At 38.6% G+C, this 15,078-nt stretch carries 11 protein-coding genes; all 11 read left to right on the top strand.

Features of this window, described 5'->3' with window-relative positions:
• Window positions 1-876: 876 nt before the first annotated feature.
• The 11 genes from LQ188_RS07835 to rhaB all read left to right on the top strand — a co-directional run bounded on the left by LQ188_RS07835 (window position 877) and on the right by rhaB (window position 15,074).
• Complete coding sequence (locus LQ188_RS07835) at window positions 877-1,914, top strand: autoinducer 2 ABC transporter substrate-binding protein (protein ID WP_101221770.1); 1,038 nt, start codon at window positions 877-879, stop codon at window positions 1,912-1,914.
• The gene (locus tag LQ188_RS07830; protein ID WP_230176476.1) at window positions 1,904-3,775 is read left to right on the top strand and encodes a sensor histidine kinase; all 1,872 of its coding nucleotides are present in this window, start codon (window positions 1,904-1,906) and stop codon (window positions 3,773-3,775) included. Before LQ188_RS07835 ends, LQ188_RS07830 begins: the two co-directional genes overlap by 11 nt.
• Window positions 3,741-5,354: a response regulator gene (locus tag LQ188_RS07825; protein WP_230176475.1), complete on the top strand. Its 1,614-nt coding sequence runs from the start codon at window positions 3,741-3,743 to the stop codon at window positions 5,352-5,354. Before LQ188_RS07830 ends, LQ188_RS07825 begins: the two co-directional genes overlap by 35 nt.
• A 192-nt stretch (window positions 5,355-5,546) precedes the next feature.
• Window positions 5,547-6,236, top strand: coding sequence for a ribulose-phosphate 3-epimerase (gene rpe, locus LQ188_RS07820; protein ID WP_230176474.1), 690 nt, complete (start codon window positions 5,547-5,549; stop codon window positions 6,234-6,236).
• Window positions 6,233-7,204 (top strand): ribokinase, encoded by a 972-nt coding sequence (rbsK, locus tag LQ188_RS07815; RefSeq protein WP_230176473.1) that lies wholly within the window; start codon window positions 6,233-6,235, stop codon window positions 7,202-7,204. Before rpe ends, rbsK begins: the two co-directional genes overlap by 4 nt.
• 23 nt (window positions 7,205-7,227) lie before the next feature.
• Window positions 7,228-8,775 carry a sugar ABC transporter ATP-binding protein gene (locus LQ188_RS07810; protein ID WP_230176472.1) on the top strand — a complete coding sequence of 516 codons (1,548 nt, stop codon included), beginning with the start codon at window positions 7,228-7,230 and terminating at the stop codon, window positions 8,773-8,775.
• The gene (locus LQ188_RS07805; RefSeq protein ID WP_098186552.1) at window positions 8,772-9,755 is read left to right on the top strand and encodes an ABC transporter permease; all 984 of its coding nucleotides are present in this window, start codon (window positions 8,772-8,774) and stop codon (window positions 9,753-9,755) included. Before LQ188_RS07810 ends, LQ188_RS07805 begins: the two co-directional genes overlap by 4 nt.
• A gap of 15 nt (window positions 9,756-9,770) precedes the next feature.
• On the top strand, window positions 9,771-10,745 hold the full coding sequence (locus tag LQ188_RS07800) for an ABC transporter permease (protein ID WP_101221776.1): 975 nt from the start codon (window positions 9,771-9,773) through the stop codon (window positions 10,743-10,745).
• A 68-nt stretch (window positions 10,746-10,813) separates the two neighbouring features.
• A complete protein-coding gene (locus LQ188_RS07795) occupies window positions 10,814-11,851 on the top strand; it encodes an autoinducer 2 ABC transporter substrate-binding protein (protein ID WP_048677830.1) in 1,038 nt (345 codons plus the stop codon).
• Between the two features lie 95 nt (window positions 11,852-11,946).
• A complete protein-coding gene (locus LQ188_RS07790; RefSeq protein WP_230176471.1) occupies window positions 11,947-13,611 on the top strand; it encodes a ribulokinase in 1,665 nt (554 codons plus the stop codon).
• Window positions 13,611-15,074 (top strand): rhamnulokinase, encoded by a 1,464-nt coding sequence (rhaB, locus tag LQ188_RS07785; RefSeq protein WP_101221777.1) that lies wholly within the window; start codon window positions 13,611-13,613, stop codon window positions 15,072-15,074. Before LQ188_RS07790 ends, rhaB begins: the two co-directional genes overlap by 1 nt.
• Window positions 15,075-15,078 lie beyond the last annotated feature (4 nt).

The following is a 15,078-nucleotide window of genomic DNA, read 5'->3' as shown; positions in this document are numbered from 1 at the left end:
TTAAATTAGAAAATTAATATAGTTAAAAAGGAAAACTTATTAGAAAGGTAATTCCTTTATAAAATATACCTATAACGATCTATGACACAGGTCTTTCTATGGGTATATTTTTTTTGATTGCACGTTAATAAATAGACATGAAAGCTAGTCAATTTGTGTTAAATCCGGAATGAGAGTCTCGTGCAACAAATTGATTTAACCAGTTGAAAATTAGACTGAGGATTGAGGAGGAATCGTTAAAGTAACTTTTTCTAAAAGGGGAGGATTTGGATTGAAGGTATCAATCTACAGTTTAAGATAATAAAAGCACTATGAAAAAAGGATATAGAAAATGTAATGGCGTAGACTGCTTTGTAATTTTCCAATACAACTAAAAATGAAACACTATGAGCAAGTGAAACTATATAAAAATATTATTTGAATTTTAAAAATGTTTGTGAAATTTAAATTGACAAACCTTTCAAAAACAGTAAAAATCAATAATAAAAAGAAAAAAATGATGGGGTTCAAATGTACAATAGAGATATTTTTAATACATATAGAAGAGAATGAGAAAGTCGCTCACTCTTGTTGCTAAAATACGATTTTTCCAGTTTCCATCTCGCTTTTTGTGTAAGTTAGTGGTTGAACATAACAGAGAAGGACATGGCTGGACAATAAATTATAGGGAAACCTGAAAGTATATAAAGGTTTCCTATTTTAGTAAAGAAATTAAGGTTATACTCCCGGTAAAATCCATCATTTATGAAACCGTTTTCTTAGAAAGAAGCAGCGGTGAATGTAACCGGATGAGAAAAGCACTTCTTAAGTCATTCCTTATTACAATATCCATGATACGTGCTAATGTTTAGAATTTAAGAAAGAAGGTAGCTAATCATGTTAAGGATGCCCATCTTTTTTATTTTGTTTTTATTTATACTAAGCGGCTGTGATCATTCTGCAGAATACGAGATTATTTACAATGATGAAGAAAGTATCGACGTCAATACAAAACCTGTCGAGAATAAAAAAGATTCGTATACGATAGCTGTTATACCTAAAATTGACGGAATACCTTATTTTAAAGCGGTAGAGGAGGGGGCGTTGGAGGCGGGAAAAGACTTAGGTGTTAAGGTCATATATACAGGCCCACCTACCCCCAGCTCTGAAAAGCAGGAAGAGATTATAACAAAATTAATTGAAAAAAAAGTGGACGTAATTGCGGTATCTGCAAATGATCCATATAAATTAGGCAGGGTGCTGAAAAAAGCAAAGCGTAAAGGAATCAAGGTGATCACCTGGGATTCTGATACTAATGCATCATACAGAAGCTTTTTTGTGAACATGATAGATCCTGAGATAATTGGCAGGCATGTAATGGATACCCTCGCTATTGAAATGGAAGAAAAAGGGGAGTTTGCGATTATGACGGGATCTCCTACCGCTGCCAATCTTAATACATGGATTGATTGGATTCAAATCCAACAAAAAGAATATTATCCAACTATGAAACTAGTTGAAGTGGAATATACAAACGAAGATATTCATAAAGCGTATAAGGTAACACAAAATTTATTTAAAAAATACCCGGACCTAAAAGGAATTATTGGTATTTCAACGGTTAATCCTCCTGCTGCGGCTCAGGCTGTGAAAGATGCAGGGAAAATCGGCAAGGTTGCCGTAGTCGGTACATCGACTCCTAATTTAATGAATGAGTATTTACAGGAAGGGGCTGCCCAGACCATTACGTTATGGAGTCCACAAAAATTAGGTTACTTGACTGTTAGCCTAGCAAAAAACTTATTGAATGATGAATTTCCGTATGAAGGACAGAACATTAAGAACATAGGTAGGATTAAATTCAACGGTGATATGGTCATTATGGGAGAGCCCATCGATTTTACAAAGGGAAATGTGAACCAGTATGATTTTTAAAGGAAAAAAGCCTATCCTGATAAAAAACTTGCGTTTAACGACAAAACTAGTTACAACCTATACATTACTAACGGTTCTACCTATGGCCTTCCTTGGGTTCATTGCATACTGGCAATACACAAAATCAATAGAAGAAGAAGTAGGCGAATATATTCCCCGTCTTGTCAAACAGGTTAATGGCAACATTGAAAATGACATTCAAAAACTAGAGACCTTACCTGATTTAATTTATAATTCCGGTGATGTTATGGCTATTTTAAGAGACAGCCAATCAAAAAAAAAATCGGTTTTGCTACACGATGAATATATCATGAAGAGTTATTTGACAAGAACCTATTTAAACAACAATTCATCTCATATTTTGGGGGCGTTTCTTGTTTCCAAGAATCGTACATTTGCAAGTACAAGTCTGCATTATGACAGTTTTGGTTTTGAAGATGGTTCCTTGCCATATGCAGATGACCTAGGATTGCTAGGCGAGATGCAGTTGCTCCTTCCTAATCAGACTAATTTAACGTTTGAAGGGGATCCCTCCTATTTTATGCTGGTCAAAACAATTACTGATTTTGATAATAGAAAAAATTTAGGAACGCTCTATATAGCCATCGATGTAGCCTTTTTTGAGCAATCACTTCAGGATTTGCAAAAGGAAGAGAATGTTACGATGTGGATCATGAATAAGCAGGGGAAGATAATTTATCATAAGGATCATTCAAAAATTGGTACAGTGGAAAAAGGGATACATGATTACCCATTATTGAATGGTAGTTTTCGTACAGAAATCGATGGAAAACGGAATTTAATCAGTATAAGTGAATCAAATGAGCTGCCATGGGTACTCGTTCATAGCATGCCTATCAAAAACATGACAGAAAAAACGGATGTTATCCGAAATGTGACAATTTGCGTTTTTATCCTTTTTACACTCATTACTACATTTATCTCTATCTTTTTTGCCTGGACCGTTACACGTCCACTAAACGAATTAGGAGATATAATGAAGCGGGTGGAAAAAGGTGATTTATTAGTAGATATACCTATACATTCCGAGGATGAAGTCGGGATGCTCGCGAACAGTTTTCGATCAATGCTTGCAGAGATAAGAGAGCTGATTCATAAAAACTACCACATTGAACTGCGAAAAAAAACAGCTGAATTATACGCCCTTCAATCTCAAATAAATCCTCACTTTATGTATAATACGCTGGAAACCATAGGCATGGCTGTGGAAGAAGGAGAGAGCGATGAAGTCGTGAAGATGGTGACTCTGCTTGGTAGAATGATGCGCTTTTCAATCAGTAATAAAGAAAGCTTGGTTCCTATAAACAGTGAGGTTCAGCACATTGAAGATTATTTAAGCATCCAACAATTCCGTTTTGAAGATCGTTTGCATTTTATGATAGAAAAAGGAGCAGATGTAGTTAATTATTATATACCCAAGTTTGTTTTACAGCCAATCGTTGAAAATTCCATTAAATATGGATTGGAAAAAAGAAAGGAAATAGACATTCAAATACATATTTCTGAAGAGGAAACTCAGACAGGTGAGGAATATCTTTTGCTGATAGTCAGTGATAACGGACCAGGGATGACAGAAAGCAAATTAATTGAATTAAATGAAAATTTACGTTTGGATCCAATGATGAAACGGGACTCTGGCTTTGGGATTATCAATGTAAATGCAAGAATTGGCATGATGTTCGGGGAACAATATAATCTTCAAATTAATAGCGAATACAGAAAGGGAACGAGTGTGATTATTAGACTTCCCAAAATAAATGCCCAACAAGTAAGCATGTATGTTCAAGGAGAGGAGAAGAACAGAGATGATACAAAGGGTCAGGACGGTCATTGTAGATGATGAACCAAGGATAAGAAGAGGCATAGAAAGACTAGTACAATCTTGTGGGGAAGAGTGGCATGTTGTAGGTGTTTACTCAGATGGTCAAGAGGCATACGATGCAATTATCAATCAAGTAGAAGAAGTTGATGTATTAATAACAGATGTACAAATGCCTGTCATGGACGGATTAACGTTAATTCAACATTTGAAAAAAACTAAACCAAGGCTATTTCCATTCATTATAAGCGGGTATGATGATTTTCTCTATGTACAGACTGCCCTAAGGGAAGGAGCTGTCGATTATATATTGAAACCGATTGATCGAGAAAAGTTTAAACTGCAGTTGAAGACTGTGCAGGAAAAAGTAATTGAGGCACGAAAGGAAAGGGAAAAGATAGGAGAAATAGAAGAAAGAGCCATGATATTAACCCATGAAAAGCAGCTTCAATTGCTGATGGAAATTACGTGGAAAGATGCAATGGACTTATCATTACTTGAATGGACGCGGCAATTTCCAGAAGGAACCTATTCCCTGATCCATATTGGAATCGATCATACATCTGCCAAAACCCAAAGTTTTTCACCAGAAGATTGGGGTGGATGGAATGATGTAATAAAAAAACTTATAACAGACTTACTAGATGATCATTCAAAGCATTGGATGTGGAAAGATAGTCTACATGCCAGTTGGTTATTGATAAAGGATACTACCCCTACAGCTTTGGAGCAATTGTGTATAACATTAAAAACAAGTGTCCAACGGCAAACCCCTTTTACGGTTTCCATTGCCCTTGGGAATGAGTTTAATGACCTTACCCTTTTAGTAAATATTAAAGATGAATTACGATCTACCTTGCAATATCGAATGATACAAGGAGGCAATAAAATTTTCAGAACTGAAATGCTTAAACATGTATCATATAATAAAGTGATTGAAGTGCCGCCATCCATCTATAAATGGGCAGAAGAGACAGTGGAGGCGATGGAGCATGGTGAAGAAGCTGCCATTCGTTCTCTCAGGCAATTTTTTAACGAGCTGAAAGATGTCACTTCCCCTTTCGTAATACAAGAATCGGTTCGCTATTTGTCTATTAGAATTATTAATAAATGGATTAAAAGTGATGGTTTTAAAGACCTTCCGCTTTTACTTGAAGAAGCATTTAGCATTGCCGAGGATTCTTCTCATTTTAATCATTTAAAAAAGGAGACGGAGCGCTGGGTCATGAATATGTTAAAAAAGCAAGCAGCATTTCAAAATGACCAAACAGATCCCATACGCCAGGCAAAGGAATGGATTCTAAAACATATAGGCGATAACATCACAATAAAAAAAATCGCCAATCATGTCCATTTAAATTCAACCTATTTTTGTGAGTATTTTAAAAATCAGACAGGTGAAACCGTGCTTGACTATGTAACCAATGAACGGTTAAAAGTGGCGAAGGAATTATTAAGTCATACAGATTTAAAGATTTACGATATCGCTTCAAAAGTAGGCTATCAAGATACCAAATATTTTAGTCGGCTGTTTAAGCAATGGACAGGACAACTACCGTCTCAATATCGAGATACTCATGAGTTTTTTGTGAAAAAGTAGAAGCTTCCATTCCGGAGCTTTTTTTTTATGTCTACATTGAAAATGTCCCGAAGAAAATCCCCCCTACCCGAATTTTATCACCTACCAGCTTATGCCAATTCCCTTTATAGTGAAAGTATCAGAAAAGAAAGCGCTTCCTTTATGAGGAAAACGCTTTCTTGATAAAAGACGAAATGGAACGGGAGTGTTTATATGACCTTAATTGGACCCTCACTTATGTGTGCAGATATGGGGAATTTACAAGAATCAGTAATGAGATTAGACCGTGCAGGTGTTGATTTCTTTCATCTAGATATAATGGATGGATCGTTTGTTCCTAATTTTACAATGGGCCCGGATCTAATTAAACGCATTAGGCAATTCTCGGATAAACCATTTGATGTTCACTTAATGGTTGAAAGACCGGAAGACCATTTAGATCTTTTCATTCAGTCGGGGGCAGATATGATTTCCATTCATGCAGAGGCAACTGCCCATTTACAGAGATCACTACAAAAGCTGAAGAATGATGGGATTAAGGCAGGGGTAGCCTTAAATCCATCAACCCCCATCACAGAGCTTGAACATGTATTGGATGTAGTCGATTATGTAACGGTGATGACGGTGAATCCTGGTTTTGCCGGGCAGTCCTTTGTACCGCTTATGTATAAGAAAATAAAAAAGATAAAAGAATTAATTCAATCGGAAGGCTACCAAATTGATATTCAGGTAGATGGAAACATTGGGTTCGAAACCATTCCGGGTGTACTGAAAAATGGAGCCGACATGTTGGTTTGCGGGACGTCCTGTTTATTTAAAAACGATGTATTACTGGAAGATGCCGTTGGCCAACTCCGGGCATTCTTAGAGCAAATGAACATGAAAAAAGAGGGTTGTGCATGAAAGGGGTTGTAGTGGTAGGGAGTATTAATATGGATATTGTCGCAGTCACTAATCAGTATCCAGCGCATGGGGAAACGATTTTCGGAGAAAATATGAAACTATTAAGTGGTGGAAAAGGCGCAAATCAAGCAACGACGTGCGCTAAACTTGGAAAACCAGTAAAACTGATCGGTGCGGTTGGCGACGACGCATTCGGGCATGAAATAGAACGTTCTCTTCTTCAAAATAACGTGAACATATCCTCCTTGAAACATGTTGCAGAACATCCAACTGGATGCGCAGTCATTACAGTAGATGCTACAGCAGAAAACACCATGCTTGTCATTAAAGGGGCCAATGAACATTTGACAAGAAGTGATATTGACATTTGTTTTTCTACCATCAGTGATGACTATGCTGTTTTACTTGTACAGATGGAAATTCCTAATGAGGCTGTTCTACAAGCCATGAAAAGGGCTAAAGAAAAAAATATGTTTATTATCCTGGACCCTGCTCCGGCAGAAGGGGTAACGACTGAAGCACTGACGTATGCCAATTTGATTACGCCGAATTGGCAGGAAACAAAAGTGTTGACTGGGATCGACGTCAACTCGAAGGAAAGTGCATGCAAAGCGGGTGTTTTCTTTGAGAATCATTTTGGCGTGGAGAATAGCATTATTAAGTTGGGCCATAAAGGAGCATTGGTTTATCAAAACGGTGAAACAAACTTTATCGAGCCCATTGCTGTAAAAGCTGTTGATACAGTGGGGGCAGGAGACTCGTTCGCAGGAGCCCTTGCTTGTGCCATTGCAGGTGGGGAGACGATCGAATCAGCAGCCGAGTTTGCTTCAATTGTAGCGGCAATGAAGGTAACGAAAATGGGGGCCCAAGATGGTGTGCCGAGGCTAGCAGAAGTGGAACATTTTTGTGAAACCAATAACATTAATTATTATGGTAAAAAACAAAAGTTGAATCAAATTTATGACTGATTAAGGTTGGAAAGGAGAGAAACATGTCTGATTTCTTATTGCAAATGACGAATGTCAGTAAAACCTTCCCAGGTGTAAAAGCACTGGATAGCGTTCAGCTTGAAGTGAAAAAAGGAGAAGTTCATGCGTTAATAGGGGAGAATGGTGCCGGGAAATCAACGCTCATTAAAATATTAGCTGGCATTTATCGACCGGACCCAGGCGCCAAGTTTTACTTTGAAGGAAAAGAAGCCGAAATTCAAAAACCGATTGATGCTACGCTAAAAGGCATTTCAATCATTTATCAGGATTTAAGTTTATTTTCAAACCTATCTGTAGCTGAAAATATCTATATTGGCCGGGATAGTGACAAAAAACCATGGAAAAAGATTAGATGGAAGGAGATGGAGGATACAGCAAAACGGGCACTTAAAGAACTAGAATTTGAGATTGATGTTCATACACCCGTTGAAAAATTAAGCATTGCTCAACAGCAGCTGATTGAAATCGCCAGAGCCCTCGCTTTTGATTCCAAGTTGATTGTAATGGACGAACCGACTTCATCCCTATCCGCAGGGGAAGTTGAAAAGCTTTATAAAGTTATACAAAAATTAAAGGATCGCGGAATTTCCATAATCTTTGTCAGCCACAAGTTAAAAGAGTTATTTACTGTTTCCGATCGATTTACAATATTGCGAGATGGGAAATATGTAGGCACTTATGAAACTGAAGAACTTGATGAAGATAAATTAATCACACTAATGGTGGGACGTCAGATTTTATATAACAAGAATATGGTTAAAGGAAAAACAGGAAAAACTCTTTTGGAACTGAATGGTTTATCAAAAGAAGGTAACTTTAAAGATATTTCCTTTGAATTGAAAGCTGGAGAGGTCCTTGGGATTACAGGACTTGTCGGATCAGGAAGAACAGAGCTTGCACAGGCGATATTCGGGGTCAACAGGCCCTACGATGGAAGTATGAAAATAAATGGGGTTTCTACTAAAATCAAGTCTTCTGAACATGCTGTAAAGCAAGGGATTGCATATATTCCAGAAAGCAGAAAAACGCAAGGACTCATCCTTCGCCAGTCCATAATCAATAATATTTCATTACCTGTTTTGAAACAATTGAGAAATAAATTCAAATTGATTAAGCGAAAGGAAGAAGTTAAGCTGGCTGATCATTATATGAAAACGCTAGATGTTAGACCCGCTTTGCCTAAAAGGGCAGCTGGTGACCTGTCAGGCGGAAATCAACAGAAAGTCGTGATCGGCAAGTGGCTTTCTACTAAACCACAAATCCTAATTATTGATGAACCGACGAATGGGATTGATATTGGGGCGAAGTCAGAAATTCATAAGTTAATGAGGGAACTGGCAGCTGAAGGAATGGGCATTATTGTGATTTCTTCAGAGCTTCCAGAAGTACTTGCTGTCAGTGATCGGATTTTGGTCATGAGACATGGAAGAATAGCCGGAGAGCTTGGTATAGAAGAAGCGACACAGGAAAATATCATGAATTATGCTCTGCTTGGTTCTCAATCTCCTTCCAAAAAAGGGCTTCCGCTAAAAGAGGAGGTACGTGCATGAACGCCATTTTGAAGTCGAAGGAAATCAGCATCGCAATGATTGTTTTGCTTCTATGTATTACATTGACATTCTTAAGCCCGTATTTTTTAACTGTAGACAATTTGCTGGATGTACTAAAAGGGAATGCTGTACTTGGAATTCTGGCGGTGGGTATGACACTTGTAATCATCACTGGCGGGATTGACGTATCGGTGGCCGCTGTTACAAGCGCTGTCTGTGTCATCGTTGGAAAAGTAATGATGCTCATGCCTGACCATCCCATCTCTATACTATTACTCTTTTTGATTGGGCCATTTCTTGGGGTTTGTTTAGGTGCACTGAATGGACTGCTTGTTGCAAAGGTTCAAATTCCAGCTATTGTCGTGACACTTGGAATGATGAGTATCATTAATGGGCTCGTGTTGTACATTACGAATGGACAGTATTTGAACAGCAGCAGTTTTCCAACCGTATTCATCAAGTTTGCCAGTTTTGAGATGTTTGGTATATCTATCATCATTCTAATTTTTATCGCCGTAGCACTGTTTACTTGGTATATTTTGAAATACACATTAATCGGTCGCGAAGTATTGGCGATTGGCGGTAATAAAGATTCAGCCATTCGGGTTGGGATAAATTTTGACAAAGTTCAAATATTTGTTTTCTCCTATATGGGGTTTCTTGCAGGAATAGCAGCCATTGCTCAAACAGCATATACAAAGGCTGTGGATCCTAATGGAATGCTTGGTCTGGAGCTGATGGTCATAGCAGCCGTTGTTTTGGGCGGTGCGAACATCATGGGGGGGCGCGGTACCATTTTGGGAACGGTTTTGGGCGTTCTTCTGCTAGGCATTGTACAAAATGGACTTATCTTGGCAAAAATTGATACCTTCTGGCAAAAAGTATTCACTGGATTGATTATATTACTGGCTGTGTCATACGACCACATTCAATATAAGCGCTCAAAAGATAAGTTAGCGAAAATTGAAGTGGAAGCGTAAGAAAGAGGTGAAAAAATGAAACGGCTTTCAATATCAAAAGAAAATACTTTAGGTGTAATTACAGCAGGCTTGTTTGTGTTAATGAGTTTTTCAATACCTGGATTCTTTTCTTCAAATAATTTAACCAATATGATGTTCCAGCTCCCGGAGTTTGGTTTAATCGCATTAGCAATGATGGTCGTGATTGTAACTGGAGGGATTGACCTATCGATTACGTATACAGCTGCCTTGTCTGGCGTGACAATCGCACTTATGGCAAGCAGCGGATACCCAATGCTAGGCGCAATCTTAATCGGTGTTTTAGTCGGGCTGAGCTGCGGATTGATTAACGGCGTACTCATCTCAAAAATCGGTGTTTCGCCAATACTGGTAACACTCGGAACGATGGTGCTTTTTGAAGGTTTGATCTTAAGCATTACGAAAGGAAATTCAATTTCAGGATTCAGTGAGGGTTATAGCTTAATTGGAAACGGCTACTATATGGGGATCGTTCCTCTTTCCATCATTATTTTTGTACTATTTGCAATAATAACAGCTATATTGCTGTCAAAAACCAAATGGGGCAGAAGTGTTTATATGGTGGGTAGCAATCCGATCGCTACATTATTTTCAGGTGTAAATAATAGCAAGGTATTAATGAGAGTTTACTTATATGCGGCACTTCTTGCCACAATTGCTTCCATTATTATGACATCCCGTTACAATACTGCAAAAGTGGATCTGGGATCTTCTTATTTATTACAAAGTGTAGCGGCAGCCGTGCTTGGCGGAACTGAAATTCAAGGTGGTTATGGCAAAGTTATCGGCACAGTTTACGCAGTGGTCATTTTCCAAATGTTATCAAGTGGATTGAACTTAATGGGTGTACCACGATCGATCGTAACTGTAATGATGGGGGTTATTTTAATCACGGTATTGGTCATAAACTTCGTGAAAACGAAATTAGACGAAAAAAGTCAAAAGAAGTTACCTTCAAACTCTGTAGCGTAATTTACATGACCATGTAATCTCTGAAAATACTTTAGTGAAAAACTAGAAAAATTGTAAGGGGGATCATTATGAAGAAAATGACGGGGATATTGGCAACAGCTATTTTAGCTGGGGGACTGTTAGCAGGCTGTGTATCACAAGAAGGAGCATCGGGGAACAGTGAAAAAGAAACAAGTGGCGGAGGTGGTAATGAGAAGTTGAAAATTGCCGTAGTTCCAAAATTAATGGGGATACCATATTTCAATGCTTCTGAAAAAGGAGCGATTCAAGCAGGTAAAGATCTTGGTGTGGAAACCATTTACACAGGACCTACGGAACCGGATGCTGCACAGCAAGTAAAAGTCATTGAAGACTTAATTAGTCAAGATGTGGATGTAATCGCAGTAGCACCAAATGACGCTGCATCACTTTCACCAGTCCTTCAAAAGGCGAAGGATGAAGGAATAATTGTAATGGATTGGGATACACCAGCTGATCAATCCCTTGTAGAATTATCCGTCCACCAAATAGACGATGAAGCATACGGCCGCCATATCGCTAAATCACTCGTAAAACAAATGGGTGTTGAAAAAGGGCAAATCGCTATATTAACTGGAGGGCTTTCAGCTGCAAACTTAAACACCTGGATTGATGCAGCAAAAAAAGAACTGGAAGAGAATTATCCAGGTATTGAATTAGTATCGGATAAAATCGCGACAGATGAAAAACAACAGGTGGCATACCAAAAAACACTGGATTTAATAAAATCAAATCCTGAATTAAAAGGAATCATGGCTTTTTCTACTCCGGCACCTCTTGGGGCAGCCCAAGCTGTTCAGGAAAAAGGACTGCAAGATGATATAACAGTCGTTGGAACTGCTCTACCGAAAGACTCTTCACCATATTTAAATGATGGATCTCTAGATGTAGCCATTCTTTGGGAGCCAGACAAACTAGGTTATTTAACAGTTGCCCTCGCCAAACGTCTAGCTGAAGGGGAGAAACCAGAAGATGGTTTGAAAGTTGAAAATGTAGGTGAAATTGACGTGTGGGAGGATGGAAAAACAATCATCATGGGACCACCGACAGATTTTACGAAAGACAATGCAGCTGATTTTAATTTTTAAGGTTAGATAGACAGAAAAGTCCCCTCTCAACTATCTAGAGGGGCCTTTTTATTAAATATCATTGCGTGACTTGCATGTTAGGAGATGATGAAGGGATGAATGAGAGATATACAATCGGAATTGATTTTGGCACTGAATCAGGAAGAGTGCTGCTAGTAGATATAGAGAACGGAAATGAAATGGCTACACATGTTACACCTTATCGTCATGGAGTATTGTCTAATAGGCTTCCAGACGGATGTAAACTTGAAAAAGATTGGGCTCTCCAGCATCCAGGTGATTATTTGGACGTTTTATACACTTCTGTTCCTGAAGTGATTCGGTTAAGCGGAGTAGATGCGAATGATGTGATAGGCATTGGAATCGATTTTACCTCATGTACCATTTTGCCTGTTGATAAGAAAGGAAATCCCCTTTGTTTTGATGAGAAGTGGAAAAGGGACCCTCACAGTTGGGTCAAATTATGGAAGCATCATGCCGCACAAAAAGAAGCGGATGATATTACACGCATTGCACAGGCAACGAATCAACCATTCCTGCAACGATATGGCGGGAAAATTTCTTCTGAATGGATGTTCCCTAAGATTTTACAAGTGTTACGTGAATCACCTGATATCTATGAAGAAACGGATCTATTTATGGAAGCCGGAGATTGGATTACCTTCCGTCTGACGAATGAGCTGGTACGCAGCAGTAATATGAGCGGTTATAAAGCATTTTGGGATAAAAAAGATGGATATCCGGACCCTGCTTTTTTAGCGGCTATTGATGAACGTCTTCTGGATATACTGGATACAAAAATGCGTGGTGAAGTATTACCCATCGCTGGACGGTCGGGTGGTTTAACAGAAGGGATGGCTAAGAAGATGGGGTTGAAATCTGGTACGGCTGTTTCTGTATCCATAATCGATGCCCATGCAGGTGTTCCAGCTGTAGGAGCTGTCCATCCAGGCCAATTTGTGATGACGATGGGAACCTCTACTTGCCACATGTTAATTTCTGAGAAAAAACAAACAGTAGAAGGTATTTGTGGAGTAGTGGAGGATGGAATAATTCCCGGATCATTCAGTTATGAAACGGGACAGGTGGCTGTTGGCGATTCGTTTGCATGGTATATTGAGCAAACTGCTCCTGAGTATGTAAAGAAAGAAGCTGAGCAAGAAGGTGTCAATCTACATAGCTTACTGGAAAAAAAGGCTTCTTGCTTAAGGCCTGGTCAATCTGGGTTAGTGGCGTTAGATTGGTGGAATGGCAACCGAACAGTCCTTGTAGATGCGAACTTGTCAGGTGTGATAGCAGGGATTACTCTTTCTACGAAGCCGGAAGAAATATACCGTGCACTTTTAGAATCAACAGCCTTTGGAACAAGGAAAATCCTTGAAACCTTTGAGAATGATGGTATAGAGATAAACGATTTGTTTGCCTGTGGCGGATTACCTCAAAAAAATAAACTGTTAATGCAGATATATGCCGATATTTTAAATCGTGAAATTAAAATCGCGGATGGGGAACAAGTTGTTGCATTAGGAGCAGCCATATACGCTGCCACGGCTGCCGGCCGTATAAATGGTGGGTATGATTCCATAGAGGAGGCATCCTCTAAGATGGCAAAAGTAAAAGAAGATACTTTTATACCGGTTAAAGAAAATGTAAGGATTTATCAACAACTGTATGCTTATTATTTAGAACTGCATGACTTCTTTGGCCGCGATCATATTTCCATAATGCATGGTTTAAAGAAATTGAGGAGTGTGGACTAATGATACATATTGCGGTGGATATTGGTGCTTCAAGTGGCCGGCTGGTCTTAGGGAAAATGGAGAACGGGAAATTAGTAATTGAAGAAATCCATCGATTTGCGAATGGTTTCACCACCCAAAATGAAACCTGTTTTTGGGATATTGATCATTTATTGAATGAAATCTTAAAGGGGTTAGAATCAGCAAAAAAGCTTGGATACGACCACTGTACACTTGGAATTGATACGTGGGGAACGGATTACGTATTGTTGGATGATAATGGACACAGAGTGCAAGAAGTTATCTCTTATCGTGATAAGCGCACCGAAAATACAATCGAAAAGGTCACAAGAACACTACCTAAAGAAATCATTTATCAAAAAACGGGGATTCAATTCTTATCATTTAACACGTTATACCAATTGTACGAAGAAGATATAAAGAACCTGAAAGTCACTAGGAATGTCATGACTGTGCCAGATTATTTAGGTTACTGCCTAACGGGGAAAAAGGTCACAGAAGTTACAAGTGCTTCTTCGATGCAATTATTGAATGTAAACACGAAGAAGTTTGATGAAGAGTTACTAAACCTGATTGCATTGTCAAAAGATCAATTCCCGCCTTTTGCTAATCCGGGAGAACGATTAGGGAAACTGATGAAAGAACGTTTTTCTACTTTCGATCTTCCCAATACAGAAGTGATTATCGTTGCTTCACATGATACTGCTTCCGCCATAGTCGGTTCACCTGGTAATGGAGAGAAATGGGCCTATATTAGTAGCGGAACGTGGTCGTTGCTTGGGATTGAAAGCGATAAACCGATAGTGAATGAGTTAGCTCTTAAAAACAATTATACAAATGAATGGGGTGCATACGGAACCTACCGCTTTCTGAAAAATATCATTGGTATGTGGGTTATTCAAGAGGTCAGAAGACATTTAAAGGAAGACTATAACTTCGAGCAGTTTGTATATGAGGCAGAGAAAATAAAGGTGTGCAGGCAGTTCATCAACTTTAATGATAAACGATTTTTAAATCCAGAAAATATGATTCAAGAAATTCAGCAGTATTGTCGGGAGACGAATCAGGAGATTCCACATACAGTGGGCGAATTAGCGAACTGTATATTTACAAATATGTCTATTATTTATGCGATGTCCATTCGGCAAATAGAAGAGATAACCGGGAAAAGTATCGAGCAACTTCATATTGTCGGAGGAGGGGCGAAAAATGAATTCGTTAATCAACTTACGGCAGACCTTAGCGGGAAAACCATATACGCTGGACCAACAGAGGCTACGGCGATTGGGAATATACTAGTACAAATGATTTCAGGCAATGAAATAAGCGATTTACAAACGGCACGTCAGTTAATAGAACACTCGTTCCTTATAAAAAAATATGAGCCAAAAGAAAAAATTGAATCATCATCCCTGATTGAAAAATTCAAACAAGCAATTTCCATGAAAGAAGAATGTAAATAATAGG

The sequence above is a fragment of the Peribacillus sp. Bi134 genome (assembly GCF_918698065.1).
Lineage (GTDB): Bacteria > Bacillota > Bacilli > Bacillales > DSM-1321 > Peribacillus.
Note: the sequence above shows the minus strand (reverse complement) of the source record. Positions and strands in the feature narration are given on the sequence as shown.

What these genes read in the sequence shown, in the direction of transcription:
- rbsK (WP_230176473.1), top strand. Translation starts at nt 6,233, where the DNA reads ATGAAAGGGGTTGTAGTGGTAGGGAGTATTAATATGGATATTGTCGCA.
- LQ188_RS07790 (WP_230176471.1), top strand. Translation starts at nt 11,947, where the DNA reads ATGAATGAGAGATATACAATCGGAATTGATTTTGGCACTGAATCAGGA.
- LQ188_RS07805 (WP_098186552.1), top strand. Translation starts at nt 8,772, where the DNA reads ATGAACGCCATTTTGAAGTCGAAGGAAATCAGCATCGCAATGATTGTT.
- rpe (WP_230176474.1), top strand. Translation starts at nt 5,547, where the DNA reads ATGACCTTAATTGGACCCTCACTTATGTGTGCAGATATGGGGAATTTA.
- LQ188_RS07795 (WP_048677830.1), top strand. Translation starts at nt 10,814, where the DNA reads ATGAAGAAAATGACGGGGATATTGGCAACAGCTATTTTAGCTGGGGGA.
- LQ188_RS07810 (WP_230176472.1), top strand. Translation starts at nt 7,228, where the DNA reads ATGTCTGATTTCTTATTGCAAATGACGAATGTCAGTAAAACCTTCCCA.
- LQ188_RS07830 (WP_230176476.1), top strand. Translation starts at nt 1,904, where the DNA reads ATGATTTTTAAAGGAAAAAAGCCTATCCTGATAAAAAACTTGCGTTTA.
- rhaB (WP_101221777.1), top strand. Translation starts at nt 13,611, where the DNA reads ATGATACATATTGCGGTGGATATTGGTGCTTCAAGTGGCCGGCTGGTC.
- LQ188_RS07835 (WP_101221770.1), top strand. Translation starts at nt 877, where the DNA reads ATGTTAAGGATGCCCATCTTTTTTATTTTGTTTTTATTTATACTAAGC.
- LQ188_RS07800 (WP_101221776.1), top strand. Translation starts at nt 9,771, where the DNA reads ATGAAACGGCTTTCAATATCAAAAGAAAATACTTTAGGTGTAATTACA.
- LQ188_RS07825 (WP_230176475.1), top strand. Translation starts at nt 3,741, where the DNA reads ATGATACAAAGGGTCAGGACGGTCATTGTAGATGATGAACCAAGGATA.